Origin of the sequence: Paraburkholderia aromaticivorans (assembly GCF_012689525.1) — a bacterium.
Taxonomy (GTDB): domain Bacteria; phylum Pseudomonadota; class Gammaproteobacteria; order Burkholderiales; family Burkholderiaceae; genus Paraburkholderia; species Paraburkholderia aromaticivorans_A.
Genome location: NZ_CP051516.1, coordinates 2,421,993 through 2,439,004 on the forward strand (window position 1 = coordinate 2,421,993; position 17,012 = coordinate 2,439,004).

At 64.9% G+C, this 17,012-nt stretch carries 12 protein-coding genes; 6 read left to right on the forward strand and 6 right to left on the reverse strand.

The window, feature by feature from the left end; translation table 11 throughout:
* Positions 1–56: 56 nt before the first annotated feature.
* The 6 genes from HF916_RS39035 to HF916_RS39060 are packed head-to-tail and all read right to left on the reverse strand — an operon-like array spanning position 57 to position 6,510.
* Positions 57–1,397, reverse strand: a complete 1,341-nt coding sequence (locus HF916_RS39035) for a BatD family protein (RefSeq protein WP_168794066.1) — start codon at positions 1,395–1,397, stop codon at positions 57–59.
* Positions 1,394–2,986, reverse strand: a complete 1,593-nt coding sequence (locus HF916_RS39040; RefSeq protein WP_168794067.1) for a vWA domain-containing protein — start codon at positions 2,984–2,986, stop codon at positions 1,394–1,396. The genes HF916_RS39035 and HF916_RS39040 overlap by 4 nt, the downstream gene beginning before the upstream one ends.
* The gene (locus HF916_RS39045; protein ID WP_168794068.1) at positions 2,976–4,034 is read right to left on the reverse strand and encodes a vWA domain-containing protein; all 1,059 of its coding nucleotides are present in this window, start codon (positions 4,032–4,034) and stop codon (positions 2,976–2,978) included. The genes HF916_RS39040 and HF916_RS39045 overlap by 11 nt, the downstream gene beginning before the upstream one ends.
* A complete protein-coding gene (locus HF916_RS39050; RefSeq protein WP_168794069.1) occupies positions 4,021–4,560 on the reverse strand; it encodes a DUF4381 domain-containing protein in 540 nt (179 codons plus the stop codon). Before HF916_RS39050 ends, HF916_RS39045 begins: the two co-directional genes overlap by 14 nt.
* Positions 4,557–5,534 carry a DUF58 domain-containing protein gene (locus HF916_RS39055; RefSeq protein WP_168794070.1) on the reverse strand — a complete coding sequence of 326 codons (978 nt, stop codon included), beginning with the start codon at positions 5,532–5,534 and terminating at the stop codon, positions 4,557–4,559. The genes HF916_RS39050 and HF916_RS39055 overlap by 4 nt, the downstream gene beginning before the upstream one ends.
* Positions 5,535–5,550: 16 nt before the next feature.
* Positions 5,551–6,510, reverse strand: coding sequence for an AAA family ATPase (locus HF916_RS39060; protein WP_168794071.1), 960 nt, complete (start codon positions 6,508–6,510; stop codon positions 5,551–5,553).
* 363 nt (positions 6,511–6,873) lie between these two features.
* On the opposite strand from HF916_RS39060, the gene HF916_RS39065 reads away from it, so the two are divergent.
* The 6 genes from HF916_RS39065 to HF916_RS39090 all read left to right on the forward strand — a co-directional run bounded on the left by HF916_RS39065 (position 6,874) and on the right by HF916_RS39090 (position 16,954).
* Positions 6,874–8,040 carry a formylglycine-generating enzyme family protein gene (locus HF916_RS39065; protein ID WP_168794072.1) on the forward strand — a complete coding sequence of 389 codons (1,167 nt, stop codon included), beginning with the start codon at positions 6,874–6,876 and terminating at the stop codon, positions 8,038–8,040.
* 175 nt (positions 8,041–8,215) lie between these two features.
* Positions 8,216–9,274: an HAD family hydrolase gene (locus HF916_RS39070; RefSeq protein WP_168794073.1), complete on the forward strand. Its 1,059-nt coding sequence runs from the start codon at positions 8,216–8,218 to the stop codon at positions 9,272–9,274.
* 127 nt (positions 9,275–9,401) lie between these two features.
* Complete coding sequence (locus HF916_RS39075) at positions 9,402–11,084, forward strand: arylsulfatase (RefSeq protein WP_168794074.1); 1,683 nt, start codon at positions 9,402–9,404, stop codon at positions 11,082–11,084.
* A 330-nt stretch (positions 11,085–11,414) separates the two neighbouring features.
* Complete coding sequence (locus HF916_RS39080; RefSeq protein ID WP_168795797.1) at positions 11,415–13,889, forward strand: fused MFS/spermidine synthase; 2,475 nt, start codon at positions 11,415–11,417, stop codon at positions 13,887–13,889.
* A gap of 712 nt (positions 13,890–14,601) precedes the next feature.
* On the forward strand, positions 14,602–15,960 hold the full coding sequence (locus HF916_RS39085) for a DUF3300 domain-containing protein (RefSeq protein WP_168794075.1): 1,359 nt from the start codon (positions 14,602–14,604) through the stop codon (positions 15,958–15,960).
* 28 nt (positions 15,961–15,988) lie between these two features.
* Positions 15,989–16,954 carry a DUF2950 domain-containing protein gene (locus tag HF916_RS39090; protein ID WP_168794076.1) on the forward strand — a complete coding sequence of 322 codons (966 nt, stop codon included), beginning with the start codon at positions 15,989–15,991 and terminating at the stop codon, positions 16,952–16,954.
* Positions 16,955–17,012 lie beyond the last annotated feature (58 nt).

Consider the following 17,012-nt stretch of genomic DNA (forward strand, 5'->3'; position numbering starts at 1 on the left):
ACCGTTGTCGTGGCATTGCGGAGGGTCTCATTGAAGCCAGGAAAGAGCGTTGCTGCCTAATATCGGTTCAGCGGTCCCGGCAAGCTGTCGTCCTTGCGCTTCGTCCTCGCCTGATCCGCACGCCGGCGCAGAACCGCGCCGATCTCTTTCCATCGGGGACCACTCCGCGCGTCGTCTCCCGCATAGTTCGACTCGACCGCGGCGATCAAACTCGCGGCATCCTGATCGCCAGTCGTATCGATGTTCTCGAAGCGCGCGGGACGACCGAAGTCGCCTGCTCTATCTATCCACGCATACAAGGCCGGAATGGTCCGCCGCCACTCTCCTTTGCGGGCGGCCGTCGCGAGCTTGCGCCAGGCGAGCGCATCGCTGGCCAACCAGCGCTGCCACGCATGAGTCACCGCACGCTCGCCACGCCGAACGAAAGAGCCCGCACGCGCACGCAAGGCAATCAACAGAATCACGCCTAGCACGACGACACAACCGACTATGACCTGCCGCGCGTGAATCACGACGATGCGATGCGGCATGCCTCCGCGCATGGCGTCGATGGGAATCTCGAACAGCGGTTTCTCCCGTACCGCGGCGGCCGAGAAACGCACCGCGGGCAGGACGATCTTCTCCTCGCGCCGCGTTGTGGTGTTCCACCATTCGATCGTCACGGGCGGCAGATTGTAGGTGCCGGTGCGCTCGGCGACATAACTCGCGCTGTCGGTTCGCTCACCGGCGACGAGTCCGGCGCGGTCCTCGACAATGTTGCGCGTCGCCGCGGGTTTCGCGTAGCGTTTGAGACCGGCCACGTCGCCGAGTATCGCGGGCGGAATCAGCATCGACTCGGTGCTCGCGGCGCGCTGCGTGATCGTGCGCGTGAGCGGCGCGCCGACGGCGAGATGCCCCGGCGTTGGTTCGATTTTCTGTTCGACGGTGAGTTTGGGCGCGGCGAAAAAGGTGGTCATGCCTTCGGCGCCTGGCGGTAAGGTCGCGACGAGTTTCAATGCGGGCGTCGTCACCTGCGCGGGTCCTGTCATGCCGCCGGGATACACGGTAATGGTCAACGGCGCAATCTCGAACGTCTTGCCCGCCTGCGGCGCGATCCGATACGCGCGGCTCACGCCGAACCAGCGCGTGCCGTCGATATCTTCGGAGAGATTGGTTGCCTGCTCGTCGGGCAGATTCACGATCGCGCCGGGGATGTTGAACAACGGCCAGTTCGGCGCCTCGGTAAACCACGTGGTCGTCAGCACATCGACGACCAGTTTGACCTCGCTGCCCGCCACGACCGGGCCGGCGGGTTCGAGATGCGCGCGCGCCATGATGCGCGGTGCGGGATCGGCCATCGCGGATGCCGACGCGAACAAGGAAACCAGCAACGCAACGCCGAATAGAAATCGCTTCATGGCGCGCCTCCCGTCTTCGCTGCGGATTCCTGTTCAAAGCGCTGTTGCAGGAACACGGCGGGCGACGTGTTCAGGTTGCGCATCCATGCATCCTCGCTCGGCTGTGGCGCTGCTTCGATCACCGCGGTCGTGCCACGGCCCTTCTTCTTGTCGACCTGCACCTGGTCGGGCGGATCTTCCTCCGGGTCGGCCTCGTTCTGTTTGTCTCTCGCCATCAGCGTCTGCATGTACGCGCGATTGGCCGTCGCCTGCGCGAGCGAGGGTTGCAGTTTGAGCGCGTTGTCGTAGGCCTTGATCGCGCCCGCGTAATCGTCGAGATGCGCCAGCGTATTGCCGATATAGAAATACGACTGCGCCGTCTTGATCCGCGAGAACGTTTCGAGCGCACCGGCGTAATCTCCCGCCAGATATTGCGCGCGCCCCTTCCACATCGGATCGTCGAAGCGTTCCGCGGCCGCCTTGTCGTTGCCGTGTTCGAGATTCCAGCGCCCTTGCTGGTCGTGTGTCGCGAACAGGTCGAGCCATTGCCATTGCGCCGCTTGCGCTTGCCGCGGCAGCGCGCTGAACGCGAGCGAAAGCAGCACGACGGGCAGCCACTTGACGGTCCAGCCGCGCCGAAAACTCCACAGCGCGAGCAGCAGCAACGGCAACACGAGCCAGTAGCCGCTCTCCTTCCAGCGCGGCTCGACCTTGGTTTCCTCCGCTTGCGCGAGATAGGCCTGCGCGCGATGCTGGACCCACGATACATCGTCGTCATCCGCGCGCATGCTCGCGAGCGGGATGCCGGCATCGCGCGCGACAGTGCGGATCGCGTCGGCGTCGAACGTGCCCAGCAGCGGGTGGCCTTCGGCGTCCATCTGGATCATGCCGTCGGGACCGCGGATCGGGCCGCCGTGTTCCGTGCCGACCGCGAGCCAGAGCAGTTGATGCCGCAGCGCTTTCGCTTTTTGCACGAAGGCGTCCGCGTCATTTGCATCGAAGCCGTCGCTCATGAAGACGATCGTGCCCGCCGCCGGGTCGTTCGCCAGAAGCTTTTCGGCGACGTCGAGCCCGGCCGTCGCGTTCTTGCCGTCGCGCGGCATCAGCGCCGGCGAGAGCGCGGGCACGTAGAGTTCGAGCATCGCCGGGTCTTCGGTCGGCGGCACCACGAGGTGACCTGTCGATGCGAACACGACGAGCCCCGTTCGCGCGCCCTTGCGCGCTCTCGCGAGATCGAGCACTTTCTGCTTCGCGCGTTCGAGGCGAGTCGGCGCGATGTCGGTGGCGTCCATCGAATGAGCGAGTTCGAGCACGACGACGAGCGGCGCCTTGTCCTGATTGAACGGCGGGCGTTCCTGCTGCCACGTCGGCCCCGCCACGGCAAGCGCGCCGATGCCGAGCAACAGCGCGAGCGTATGAACCGGCTGAATCACGCGACGTTTCGCACCGCCGACGATCAGATGCTCCAGCAACTCCGGCGCGATCACACCACGCCAGCGCGCGCGCACGTCATTGCGACGCAGCCAGACGAACGGCAGGCCGAACGCGGGAATCAGCAACAGCAGCCACACCGGCCGCAGGAAATGGAACGCGGTCAGATCAATTTCCATGCTGAGCCTCGCTCACCGGCACACTCACCGGCACGCTTTCCATACGCTGCACGTCCCGCGCCCGCCGAGGTGCGCGCAACCACGCGATCAGCAAAGCCAGTACGTGATACAGCGCGAGAATGGACAAGCCCGCCGCGACCGGCACCCAGAAATAATCGCGCTGCGGCCGGTAGATTTCCCGTTTGATTTTTTCGGGTGTCAGTTTGTCGAGCGTCGTGTAGACATCGGCCAGATCCTTTTCCTGACCCAATGCACGAAACGCCCGGCCGCCGGTGATGCTCGCTATACGCTTCAACGCATCGAGATCGACGCGGTCTTCGCCGGTCGTGTCCGGATCGCCGATGCCCACTGTGTGCACCACCAGCTTGTGCTGTTTCGCGATCTCCGCCGCCCGCTCCGGTGGGATCGCACTGCTGGTGTCGTTGCCGTCGGTGAGCAGGATCAGCACCTTCTCCTGCGCGTGCGAATCGCCCATCAGCTTGACCGTCAGCCCGATCGCGTCGCCGATCGCCGTACGCGGGCCCGCCATGCCGATCTGCATCTGCTCCAGCAGAATCCGCACGCTGTCGTGATCCAGCGTGAGCGGCGCCTGCGGATAGGCCGCGTCGCCGAACACCACGAGGCCGATGCGGTCACCCTTGCGCTTCGCCACAAAATCGGCCACCACGCGTTTGACGGCGCTTAGCCGGTCCATGCGCTCACCGGCCGGATCGACGAAGTCGCGCGTGGCCATCGATCCCGAAAGATCGATCGCCAGCATCAGGTCGCGTGCCGGTTCATCGCGCACGACCGGCGGCTCGACGAACACCGGTTTCGCCGCCCCGATCACGAGCAGCACCCACAGCACGGGCATCAGCAAACGCAGCAGCCAGTGCCGGCGCAGACGCACGCCGCCGGGCGCCGGCTTCTCGCCCGCGGCCTGCGCCATTTCGTGAAAGAAGGGCACGCGCACGGCCATGGCCGTGGTGCGATAAGCCGGTATCAGCCACCACACGAGTAGCGGCAGCGGCAGCAGCGCGAACACCCACGGAAAATCAAATTTCCACATGATGATGCTCGATCCAGTCGCGCGCATGCCGGATCAGCGCGGCTGCGTCGTCTTGCGAAAGACGTGCGACCTGCTCCGGCGGCGCATAGCTCGCTAGCGTGAGAAGCGGACCGGTGTGCGCGTCGAAACACCCACGCGTGCGCTGGAGAAACGCGAGCCACGCCTCGCCGGTGAGTGCCGCCACCTGCTCGCGCGGCGCGACCTCGAGCGACGTGCGTTTCAGCAAACGCGGTATCGCGGCGAGTGTAGCCGCACGTTGAAGCGGGTCCGCTTGGCCTGCCGCAAGGCTCGCTTCGATTCCGGCCAGTTCCTGCAAGGCATTGCGCCGGTAACGCTGCCGTTCGTAGCGGCGCCAGGCCGCCCATAGCGCCAGCAGCACGAGCGCGGGCAACACGATGGCGACAAGCACCCAGCCGATCGTTTGGGGTACGTACGATACCGGCTCGGGCAGCGGCAACTCCTGCAAGCCTTGCAGTTGCGGCGACCCATCCGCCACCGCCGACACGATGCCCGACACGCCGCTCATATGCCACTCCCGGTGGCAGGCCGCGCGCGTTCGCCGAACAGACGGCGCACCTGATCGACGGCTGGCTCGTCGGTGGAGAGCGCCATCAACGGCACGCCGCTCGTGCGCAGCAATTCGGCCACTTCGGCGGTGCGGCCGCTGAACAGGCTCGACAAGGGCCGGCGCACGCGTTCCTGTTCGATGCGCAATTCGACCTGCAAGCGCCCTTCGCTGACGACGAGCGCGCGGTGGCCCGGCATCTGCTGCCACAGCGGATCGAAGATCATCGCGGCCACCACGTCGTTGTGCGCCGCGAGTTGCCGCAGCAGACGGCGCGTGCGCTCGCCCGCGCCGGCGAAATCGCTGATCACGCAAATCAGATAGTCGTGTCCCGCCAGTTGAAGCACGCCTTCGAGCGCGGCGTCGAGTTGATCGTAAGCGGTTCGGGTCTCGCTTTCGGCGTGCAGTGCGCGATTCATCGCGGCGAGTGCGCCGAACAATGTCTTGATGCGGCTGCGGCTGCGCAACGGCTTGATGCGCGTGAGCTGGCTATCGTTGAACAGCACGCCGCCGACGCGGTCGCCCGCGGCAAACCCCATCCACACGGCGAGCGCGGCGGCTTCAGCGGCCACCACGGATTTGAACGCGCGATGCGAGCCGAAAAACATGCTCATGCGCTGATCGACGACCACCAGAAGCGGCCGGTCGCGCTCTTCGGTATAAGTGCGAACCTGCGGTTTGCCGAGCCGCAACGACGCCTTCCAGTCGATATGACGAACATCGTCGCCCGGCAGATAGCCACGAATCTCTTCGAAGTTCAAACCGCGCCCACGCAGACGCGACGCGTGCGCACCGGACAGCACGCTCGACACCGGCGCGGGCGCGACGAAACTCAAGCCGCGCGCCTGAAATTCGAGCTTCGCCAGATGTGCGGCGTCGACATACACGCTGCCGATGTCAGTAGAGGACAGCACGGCCACGCCACTCCTTAGCATTGAAACGACAGCCGGATCAGGCCGGCACCGCCACCTTTTCCACCAGACGGTCGATCACCCGGTCGGCGCTGATGCTCTCCGCGTTCGCATCGTAAGAAAGGATCAGACGATGCCGCAGCACCGGATGCATGACGGCGCGCACGTCGTCCGGCGTGACGAAACTGCGCGCCTGCAGCCAGGCCTGCACGCGGCTCGCGCGGTCGAGGCCGATCGCGCCGCGCGGGCTCGCGCCGACTTCGATCCATTTGCCGAGGTCGGCGTCGAGTTCCGCGCCGTGACGCGTCGCATTGACGATCGACACGATATAGTCGTCGATCGCGGGAGCCACGGCAATCTGGCGGATTTCTTCACGCACGGCGAAAATGATGTCCTGCGACAGCACGTCCGGCGCCTCGGCGGCCGCATTGCTCTCGTGCCGCAGCAGCCGCAGCATGGCGACCTCACTTTCAGGCGACGGATAGTCGATCAGCACCTTGAGAAGAAACCGATCCATTTGCGCTTCGGGCAATGGATAAGTGCCTTCCTGTTCAATCGGATTCTGAGTGGCCATCACGAGAAACAACGCGGACATGCGGTGCGTTTTTCCCGCGACTGAGATTTGCCGCTCTTCCATCGCTTCGAGCAATGCGGATTGAACCTTGGCCGGCGCGCGGTTGATTTCGTCGGCGAGAATCAGATTACCGAAAATCGGTCCGGGTTGAAAACTGAGCGTGCGTTCGCTACCGGATTGCAGCAGCGTTTCCGCGCCGGTGATGTCCGAGGGCAACAGATCGGGCGTGAACTGAATCCGGCTCATGGTGGCCGCGAGCCGCGTAGCAATCGCCTTGACCGTGCGCGTTTTGGCAAGCCCAGGCAGGCTTTCCAGCAATACATGACCGTCCGCCAGCAACGCAATCAACACCTGCCGAACCACGGCCTGCTGGCCCACGATCGCCTCATTCACGCTCGCTTCGAACTGCAGAACGGTCTCGCGCATCGTGTTTTCTCTCTCAAGTCATTTATGTGAGTTCTGATTGAACGACCCGGATGCCATGCTTGCCGCACACACGGTAATGCACCGCTGCGTATTCGTCAAAGTTTCTAACTTGTTTAAAAAAAGTTATGAAATATCGGGAAAAAATTGCTACTCTCCAACTGGCTCGTTTGCACGAGTGCAACATTCTTATTCTGTATCGCTAAGCTTGTCCTGAAGCTTGAAATAAAGAGTCGACCGTTACGTACGACGACCCGGCCGTTTCACTGCGTGAGAGGAAAGATGACGAGTGCAAGAGATCGAGGGCCTGCCAAGCCGTCCCGCTCGAACGGAACGGCCGTCGCGACAGCAACGCGTGCGTCACGCATGCGCAAACTGTTGCTATGGGGCACCCTCCTCGTCATGCTTCCCGCATGCGTCGGCGCCGCTGTCAGTTGGGCTTTCACACCGCATACTCCCGCTCATCCGCAACTCGTCCTCGGCGACGGCACGCACGGCCCGCTCGGCATGGCCTGGGTGCCCGGCGGTCAATTCCTGATGGGCAGCGACGCCAAACAGGCCCAGCCGAACGAGCGTCCCGCGCACAAGGTCAAGGTGCATGGCTTCTGGATGGACCGCCATCACGTCACGAACGCCGAATTCCGCCGCTTTGTCGTTGCGACCGGCTACGTCACCACCGCCGAGAAAAAGCCCGACTGGGACAGCCTGAAAGTGCAGTTGCCGCCCGGCACGCCGCGTCCGCCCGACAGTGCGCTGGTGGCGGGCGCGATGGTGTTCGTCGGCACGAATCGCCCGGTGCCGCTGGATGATTATTCGCAGTGGTGGCGCTATGTGCCTGGCGCCGACTGGCGTCATCCGACCGGGCCCGACAGCAACATCATCGGTAAAGACGATCACCCTGTGGTGCAGGTGTCCTACGAAGATGCGCAGGCTTATGCGAAGTGGGCGGGCAAGCGCCTGCCGACCGAAGCCGAATGGGAATTCGCCGCGCGCGGCGGCCTCGACCAGGCCACGTACGCATGGGGCGAGCAGTTTTCCCCCGACGGCAAACAGATGGCCAACGTGTGGCAAGGCCAGCAGCCGCAGTCGTTTCCGGTCGTCAATCCGAAAGCGGGCGGCGCGCTCGGCACGAGTCCGGTGGGCACGTTTCCGGCCAACGGCTACGGCCTCTCCGACATGACCGGCAACGCCTGGCAATGGGTCGCCGACTGGTATCGCGCCGATCAATTCAGACGCGAAGCGGTGAGCACCAGCGCGATCGACAACCCGGTGGGTCCGCGCGACTCGTGGGATCCCGCCGACCAGGGCGTGCCCGTCGACGCCCCCAAGCGCGTGACACGCGGCGGTTCGTTCCTGTGCAACGAAACCTACTGCCTGAGCTACCGGCCCAGCGCAAGACGCGGCACCGACCCCTATAACAGCATGTCGCATCTCGGCTTTCGCCTGGTGATGGACGAAGACACCTGGAAAGAAGCCGGCGCCCGTCAGGCCTCGGCGAGAGCCGCGGGCGCGCCAGGCATCGCCGGCGGGTAGCCCCGTGCGCCTGGTGGCTGCCTGACCGCGAATTGACTGCTGCCTGATCGCTATTTATTTGCTGCGCGTTTTGCTTTGAGCGCCGTTTCTCGCATCCGCGAGGTGTCGGCGCGTGTCGTGAGTGTCGGTTCAACTCGTCGGTTTAACTTATCGATCCAATCGAACTGGAGCCTGGATGCAACCGTGCCGTCAGCCTGTGTGGTCAAGCCGTGCACTGCGCCTGATCCGGGCTGCATGCGTCGCAGTGAGTCTTGCCGGTTGCGCCGCGCAGCACGACGCCGTCACGCACGCCCAGCCGGCGGCAAACCAGCCCGCCGCCGCTTTGACTTCGTGGCGCGACACGCCGGCCAAACAGGCGATCCAGTCCTTCGTCGCCGACGTCACCCGCGAAGGCTCGCCGTCGTTCGTGCCGCCTGCGGACCGCATCGCCGTGTTCGACAACGACGGCACGCTGTGGAGCGAACAGCCGCTGTATTTCCAGTTCGTCTTCATGCTCGAACAGGTGAAGGCGGCCGCGCCGCAGCATCCCGAGTGGAAAGACAATCCGGCGTTCAAGGCGTTGGTCGCGAAAGACTACGGCGCGCTTGCGAACCAGCAGAAGGCGTTGCTGCAACTGGTCGCGGTTGCCAATAGCGGCATGACCGTCGACGATTACGACAAGACGATCCGCGCGTGGCTCGACAGTGCACGCCATCCAAAGTTCGGCCGGCCGTATACCGAACTCGTGTATCAACCGCAACTGGAATTGCTCGCCTATCTGCGCGCCAACGGGTTCAAGACCTTCATCGTCTCGGGCGGCACGATCGAGTTCATGCGGGTGTGGGCCGAAAGGGTCTACGGCGTTCCGCCCGAGCAGATCATCGGCTCCAGCCAGATCGTGCAGTACGAGTCGCGCAACGGCCAGCCCGCTCTCGTGCGCCAGCCGAAACTGGATTTCGTCAACGACGGCCCCGGCAAACCGGTCGGCATCTATCGCAACATCGGCCGCAAGCCGATTCTCGCGTTCGGCAACTCCGACGGCGATCTGCAGATGCTGCAGTACACCGCCAGCGGTCCGGGGCGGCATCTCGCGTTGCTGCTGCATCACGACGACGCCGCGCGTGAATTCGCTTACGACCGTGCGTCGAAAGTCGGCAAGCTCGACAAGGCATGGGACGAAGCAGTCGCCGACGGCTGGACGGTCGTCAGCATGAAGGACGACTGGCAAACGGTGTTTCCGGCGCCGAAGCAATAAGCCGCGCGCAGCGGCGAGCGCAGGCCGCAAGCAGACCGCGGCCGACGAGGGGCAACCCCGTCACGCGAAGCAATGCATGACGGGCGGATAACAGGCAGATGAGCGTCAACTCCATTGGAGCGACACAATGACAAAGGTGCTGAAAAAAGGACGTTACGCGTTGGGGGCGACCGTGCTTGCCCTTGCCGTGTTCGGGGTGCTGATCCTTCCATCGATCAACGCACCCGCGCAGACGCAACCCGCGGCCAAACCCGCTCCGACGAGCGCCCCTCAACCGGCCGCCAAGTCGGCGCCGAAACCGAACATCCTCGTGATTTTCGGCGATGACGTCGGGCAAACCAACATCAGCGCCTACTCGCGCGGCGTGGTCGGCTACAAGACGCCGAATATCGACCGCATCGCGAACGAAGGCATGATCTTCACGGACTATTACGCCGAGAACAGTTGTACGGCGGGCCGCTCCTCCTTCATCACCGGCCAGACGCCGTTGCGCACCGGCTTGTCCAAGGTGGGCGCACCGGGCGCGCCGGTGGGTCTGCAAAAGAGCGACATGACGATCGCGCAGGCGCTCAAGCCGCTCGGTTACGCCACCGGCCAGTTCGGCAAGAACCACCTCGGCGACAAGAACGAGTACCTGCCGACCAATCACGGCTTCGACGAGTTCTACGGCAATCTGTATCACCTGAACGCCGAAGAAGAACCTGAGCGCCCGTACTGGCCGAAAGACAAGAACGACCCGTACGTGAAGAACTTCTCGCCGCGCGGGGTGATTCACAGCACCTCGGACGGCAAGGTTCAGGACACCGGCCCGCTCACCACCAAACGCATGGAGACCATCGACGACGAAACCGGCGCGCACGCGGAAGAATTCATCCGCAAGCAGGTCAAGAACGGCACGCCCTTCTTCGTCTGGATGAACTACACGCGCATGCACGTGTTCACGCATGTCCGTCCGGAATTCAACGGCAAGAGCGGCATGGCCGGCAACGAATACGCCGACGGCATGTGGGAGCACGATCAGGACGTCGGCAAACTGCTCAAGCTGCTGGATGACCTGAATATTTCCAAAAACACCATCGTCATTTACACCACGGACAACGGGCCGAATCAGTTCTCGTGGCCCGATGCGGCGACCACGCCGTTCCGCAGCGAGAAGGATTCGAACTGGGAAGGCGCGTTCCGTGTTCCGGCGATGGTGCGATGGCCGGGCCATATCAAGGCTGGCGAAACGTCCAACGGCATGTTCTCGGGCCTCGACTGGTTCCCGACGCTGCTCGCCGCGGCCGGCGACGGCGGCGTGAAGGACCGCTTGATGAAAGGATGGGCACCCAAGGCCGGCGGCGCGAGTTTCAAGAACCATCTCGACGGGTACAACCAGTTGCCGTTCCTGACAGGCCAGACGACCCAGGACCCGCGCACCGAGTTCTACTATTTCGACGACGACGGACAACTGGTTGCCATGCGCTGGGACCAGGACGGCAATGCGTGGAAGGCGGTCTTCTGCGAGCAGCGCGCGAAGGGCAACCTGAATATCTGGCAGGACCCGCTTGTCTGCCTGCGTCTGCCGAAGATATTCAATCTGCGCATGGATCCTTATGAACGGGCGGACATCACCTCGGATCAATACAACGACTGGGTGACGAAAAATGCCTATCTGACTGGCATAGCGACGCTGAAAGCTTCGACGTTCCTGCAGACGTTCGTCACGTATCCGCCGAGCCAGCGTCCCGCGAGCTTCAGCGTGGACGGTGTGCGCCGGCAGGTCGACAAGAAGATCGACGAGTCGTTCAAGAAGCGCGGACTGGAATAGCGCTGTTGCTGTCGACCGGAGTTCGCGCTTTAGCGCGTTACTCCGGTCCTATGCAGAGCACTTGCTCCGGTGCCATGCAAGTCAATTGCTGCGTTGTGCGCATCATCCTCCGATGGCGCGCGCAACGCGCCACCCGAGCGGCGCATTTCACGCGCCGTTTTCAACGCCATTCAATCGATGACGCACACGCTGACCCACCGAGCCAAGAGTTCGCGCCGTGAGCGCCGCGCCCAGGAACGCGCCCAGGCACGCGCCTCGGACCGGGCCGACCCGCTCGAACAGGCGTCGCCGGATCCCGCCGTTGCGCCCGCCTTGTCCGTCGCGTGGCCGATGCTGCTGCTGTTTGCGTCGGGCGCGGCGTCGCTGATTTACCAGGTGCTGTGGATCAAGCAATTGACGCTCGTCGTGGGCGTCGACGTGCAGGCGGTCACGACCGGCGTCAGCGCCTTCTTCGCGGGTCTTGCGCTGGGCGGCTGGCTGCTCGGCCGGATCGCCGACCGCCTGGCGCGGCCTCTGCTGTTTTACGCCGCACTGGAAGGCGGCGCGTTACTGCTGGCGGTGGCCGGCACAGTCGCGCTGGCATACGCAGCGGCACCGTTCGCCTGGCTGCAGGATCGCGCCGGACCACTGGCGTGGGCGTTGCCCTTCGCGTTGGTCGGCCTGCCTGCCGTGCTGATGGGCGGCACGCTGCCGGTGCTGATGCGCGCCCTGGGTCCGCGCGCGACGCAGTTGGGCCGCGCCGGCGCGCGCCTCTATGCGGCCAATACGGGCGGCGCGATCGCGGGCACGCTCGTTTGCGCGTTCGTGCTGATTCCGTCGCTTGGGGTGCGGGGCAGCGCGTTCGCCGCGGCCGGGTTGAACGCGATGGCCGCGTTGCTCGCGCTGCTGATCAGCCGCGGCGGTGTCGCGCCGGCGCCCGTGAATTTGCCAGCGCTCGACACGGCCTCCTCCGCTGACGCAGCGGCGAACAACAAGTCCGGCGCACGCCTCGCCATCACCCTCTATGCGCTCGCCGGCGGCATCGCGCTCGGTTACGAGGTGGTGTGGTCGCAGTTGATCGTGCAGTTCATCAGCACCCGCAGTTTCGCCTTTGCGATCGTGCTCGCCACCTATCTGCTCGGACTCACGCTCGGCAGCGCGCTCGCGTCGCGCCGCGTCGATCGCACGCGCGATCCGTGGGGCGTCTTTGCGCTGCTGATCGTGGCGGCCGGACTCGTCGCGCTGCTGGAAGTCGCCGCGCTGGGCGGCTGGCTGCTGCAATGGCAAAGCCTCGCGCGCGCGGCCGCGTTCTCCGCCACCGGCAGCCTGCTCGCCGCCATGTGCGCGAGCTTCGCGGTCGCGGCCGCATGTATCGTCTTCGTGCCCACGTTGTTGCTGGGCGCGGCGTTTCCGTTCGCGCTGCGCGTGAGCGTGGATGCGCGGCATACCGGGCGCGATGTCGGCGCGGTGGTGGCGCTGAATACCGCGGGCGGCATCGCCGGGACGCTGCTCGCCGGCTTCCTGCTCGTGCCGGCGCTAGGGCTGGTGCAGGCGCTCGCCGTACTCGCCGTCCTCGCCGGCGCAGTGGGCGCGGTCGCCGTGTGGCGCGGCCAGGGCGTGCGGCGCGGCGCGCGCTGGAGCGTACCCGTGCTGGCCGTGGCCACGCTGTGCGCCGTGCTGCTGACACCGTCGGACCGGCTCGCCGCGCTGCTCGCCGGTGCGCGCGGCGGCAACCTGATCTCCTACGAGGAGAGCGCGGGCGGCACCGTTGCAGTGATCGAACAGGGCGCGGGCCAGAAACAGTTCCGGCGTCTCTACATTCAAGGCGTCTCGAACTCCGGCGATGCCATGACTTCGTTGCGCTATATGCGTCTGCAAGCGCTGCTGCCGCTGCTGGTTCATCGTGAGACGCCGCGCAGCGCGCTCGTCATCGGACTCGGCACGGGCATCACGGGCGGCGCGCTGCTCGCGTGGCCGGGCCTCGACCAACGCGTGGTGGCCGAACTGCTGCCGGCGGTCGTGCGCGCGGCGCCGCAGTTCAAGGGCAACTACGGCATAAGCACGGACCCGCGCGTCGATATCCGCCTGCGCGACGGACGGCGCGAACTGCTGCGCAGCAGCGAACGCTACGACCTGATCACGCTCGAACCGCCACCGCCGTCGGCGGCCGGCGTGGTCAATCTGTACTCGTCGGACTTCTACCGGCTGGCGGCCTCGCGTCTGCAGACGGGCGGCATCGTCGCGCAATGGCTGCCGCTGCCGACCCAGAACGAAGACGATACGCGCTCGCTGATCCAGAGCTTCATTCAAGTGTTTCCGTACGCCGCACTGTGGACCACCGAGTTGCACGAGATGATGCTGATCGGTTCGATGCAGCCGATCGAACTGGATGTGCCGCGTATCGCGTCGCGCTTTGCGCAACCGCAGGTGGCGGCGGCGCTGCGCGAGGTGGGTGTGGCCTCGCCGGCGGCGCTGCTGGCGACGTGGATCACCGATCGCGCCGGCCTCGCCTATTACATCGCGGATGCCCCGCCCGTCACCGATGACCGGCCGCGTATCGAATACGCGGCGTGGGTGCGGCGGGACAGTTTCGCGGACACGTTCACGCATCTGCTCGCGCTGCGTAGCGAGCCGCCGTTGCTGCATGCCGATGAAACTTTCCGCGCGACCCTGAACGCGGAACGTGGCGCGCTGCAAAGTTTCTATGCCGCGGGTCTCGACGCGTACCGCGGCGAACGGGAGGCGTGGTCTCGCGACATTCGCGACGCGTTGCAGTCACAACCGGATAACCCCTATTTCCGCTGGTTCGTCGGCGACGAACAGTAGCGCTGGAGCTGACGGCCGCGCGCCCCACCGGCGAGCGCGCTCATACTGCCCAGGATCGCACGGCAAAGCGCTTCATTTCAGTCTCTCATTGAGCGGGGTGCTCGAACGGCACAGGTACGGATCAGACATGCCCGCGCGCGTTGATCGCCGCTTCGCCAACCTGCGCCGAGGGGCCATAGATTACCTGGAAGGGTCCGGAAATCTTCGGCTAACGCGCAGACTATTTCGATGGTGCTTCAAACACCCTATGAAACCCCGCCGCGAAACGCAAGGACATCGTTAGAAGCGCTGAGCGTCGAAAAAAACCCGGCGAGCATCATGCCACCAATCCATCAACAAAGGAAATTCAACTAGAATTTACTTGAACAAAAGATTGCACACTTCGGTAGAAAAGGTTTATTAATAAGCTTGCCATTGCGATTCACGGTGTCTCGCATGCACGCATCACTCGCTCTGCGCACGCGGCGCAGTTCCGCGTGTCGTCATGAATTTGCCACGAATGCATGGCCCGGATGATGAGACGCACGTTGCCCGTAACACGATTCGGAGTCCGTTCGAAGTTCGATTCTCGCGGGTCCTGCATCACCGTTCGCCGCACCGGTGAGCAACCCCGTCTCCAGTGACCGACCGCCTCGGGGCACGGTCACGGCGTCGACGTCTCACGCACCGCACCACTGCGCCACAAACAACTTCCAACAAGGGAGACCTGATCGTGAAACGCTCCAGGGCATACCAGAGAGGATCGCGAATTCTTCTAGCCGCATTGACCGTACTGGCCGGCTCGCCGCTTTTGCTCGAGGTCGCGGCGCCGGCCGCTCATGCACAAACCGCGGCCCAGGCCCCGGCGAAGATCTCGAACCAGCAGCTGGACTCGCTGACCGCGCCGATCGCGCTCTACCCCGACGCGCTCCTCGCGCAGGTGCTGATGGCTTCCACCTTTCCGCAGGACGTGCCGGCGGCGGCGGCATGGTCGAAAGCCAATCCGAAACTCCAGGGCGACGACGCCGTGAAGGCGGTCGCGTCGGAACCGTGGGACCCGAGCGTGCAATCGCTGGTGGCGTTTCCCCAGGTGCTGGCCACCATGGCGTCGAAACCCGACTGGGTCACGCAACTCGGCAACGCCTTCCTCGCGCAGCCGAACGACGTGATGGACTCCGTGCAACGACTGCGCAAACAGGCGCAGAAGGCCGGCAACCTGCAGACCAACCCGCAGCAAAAAGTGGTGGTCGAGCAGAGCACGATCCAGATCGTGCCGGTCAACCCGCAGGTCGTCTATGTGCCGACGTACAACCCCACGGTCGTCTACGGCGCGTGGCCCTATCCAGCCTATCCGCCCGTGTATGTGCCGCCCCCCCCGGGCTATGCCGTGGCCAGCGGTCTCGCCGCGGGCCTCGCGTTCGGCGTCGGCGTCGCGATCACCAGTTCGCTGTGGAGCAACGTCAACTGGAACAATCACAGCGTCAACATCAACGTCAATCAGTACAACAATATCAATGTGAACCGGCGGCTCGACGTGAATAGCAGCACGACCAACTGGAACCGTAATTCGACCTTCAACCGCAATACCTCGGCCAACGTGAACAGCGCACAACGCGATGCGTATCGCGGGCGCGATACGTCGGCGGCGGCGGCGTCGCGTGCGCAGGCTCAGCAGACCTTGCAGAACCGCACCGGCCAGAACCTGGGCGGAACCGCCAGCCAGCGCGTGCAGGGCATCCACCAGGGCGGCAACACGGGCGGCAACCTGCGCGACAGCGCGCAGAACGTGAACCGCGACAACGCGTTGCGTGGCGCCGGCAACGGCGGCGACGCGCAGCGGGACATGCAGCGCGGGCAAGCCAGCCGGCAGGCGCAGGCGAACAACCGCGGCGGCGGCCTCGGCGCGAACGGCGGCGGTCAGCAACGTAGCGGCAATCTGGGAGCGGGCGGCGGTGGCGAGCGCGCCGGCGGCGGCTTGGGCGCGGGCGGCGGGGGACAACAACGCGGCGGTTTCGGCGCGGGCGGCGGCGGGCAGCCGCGCGGCGGCGGTCTGGGCGCAGGTGGCGGCGGTCAGCGTCACTTCGGCCGATAACGTTGAACCGATCTCACAGGAGCCGCTCATGATTCGCATCCGCCTGTTCCACACCCTCGGCGCCCGTCTTGCCGACGCGCTTGTGCTCGCCTACGCCCCCGCGCTCAACCGGCGCCTCATCGCTGCCGCGCTCGCGCTTGCCACGCTGCTGTTCGGCGCATCCGCGGCGCATGCGCAAGCCGTGTACCCGACGCCCGAGGCCGCTGTCAACGCGTTCGTCGACGCGCTCGCCAGCAGCGACCACCCCGCCATGCAGCATGTGCTCGGCAAGGACTTCACCCGCTTCATTCCGACCCAAAACATCGGAGAACAGGATATCTACGACTTTCTCGGCGCATGGTCGAAGGGACACCAGATCGTCGACGATCCGGTGCCGCTGAACGGTCATGCGAGCAAGCATCTGTCGGTCGGCACCAGTGGCTGGACGTTGCCGATCCCGCTCGTGCAGACGTCCAAGGGCTGGCGCTTCGATCCCACTGTCGCCCACGATGAGATCGCGACACGCCGCATCGGCCGCAACGAGAACGCGGCCATGCTGATATCGCTCGCCATTCTCGATGCGCAAGGCGACTATCAAGCGTCGACCCAGCATTACGCGCAACGCATTGTCAGCACACCGGGCCAGCACGACGGCTTGTACTGGCCGAGCGCGTCGGATGAAAAAGACAGTCCGCTCGGCCCGCTCGCCGCGGCGATGCCGCATACCGGGAACATCTCGAAAGAGGGTTATTACGGCTATCACTTCCGCATCCTGACCGCGCAAGGGCCGCATGCCAAAGGCGGTAGCCAGAACTACGTCGAGAACGGCGCGATGACCAAGGGCTACGGCGTCGTCGCGTGGCCCGCCGAATACGGCAAGACGGGCGTAATGAGCTTCATCGTCAATCAGGACAGACAGATCTATCAGAAGAACCTCGGCCCGAATTCGGCGGCAGCCGCCGCTGCGCTCAAATCGTTCGATCCGGACTCGTCGTGGGAGGCCGTGAACCCCTGAGCGCGGCATCAGCACCGCCGGGCGCGATCCCGCGTGGGCGCCTGGCATACGGCGCCCC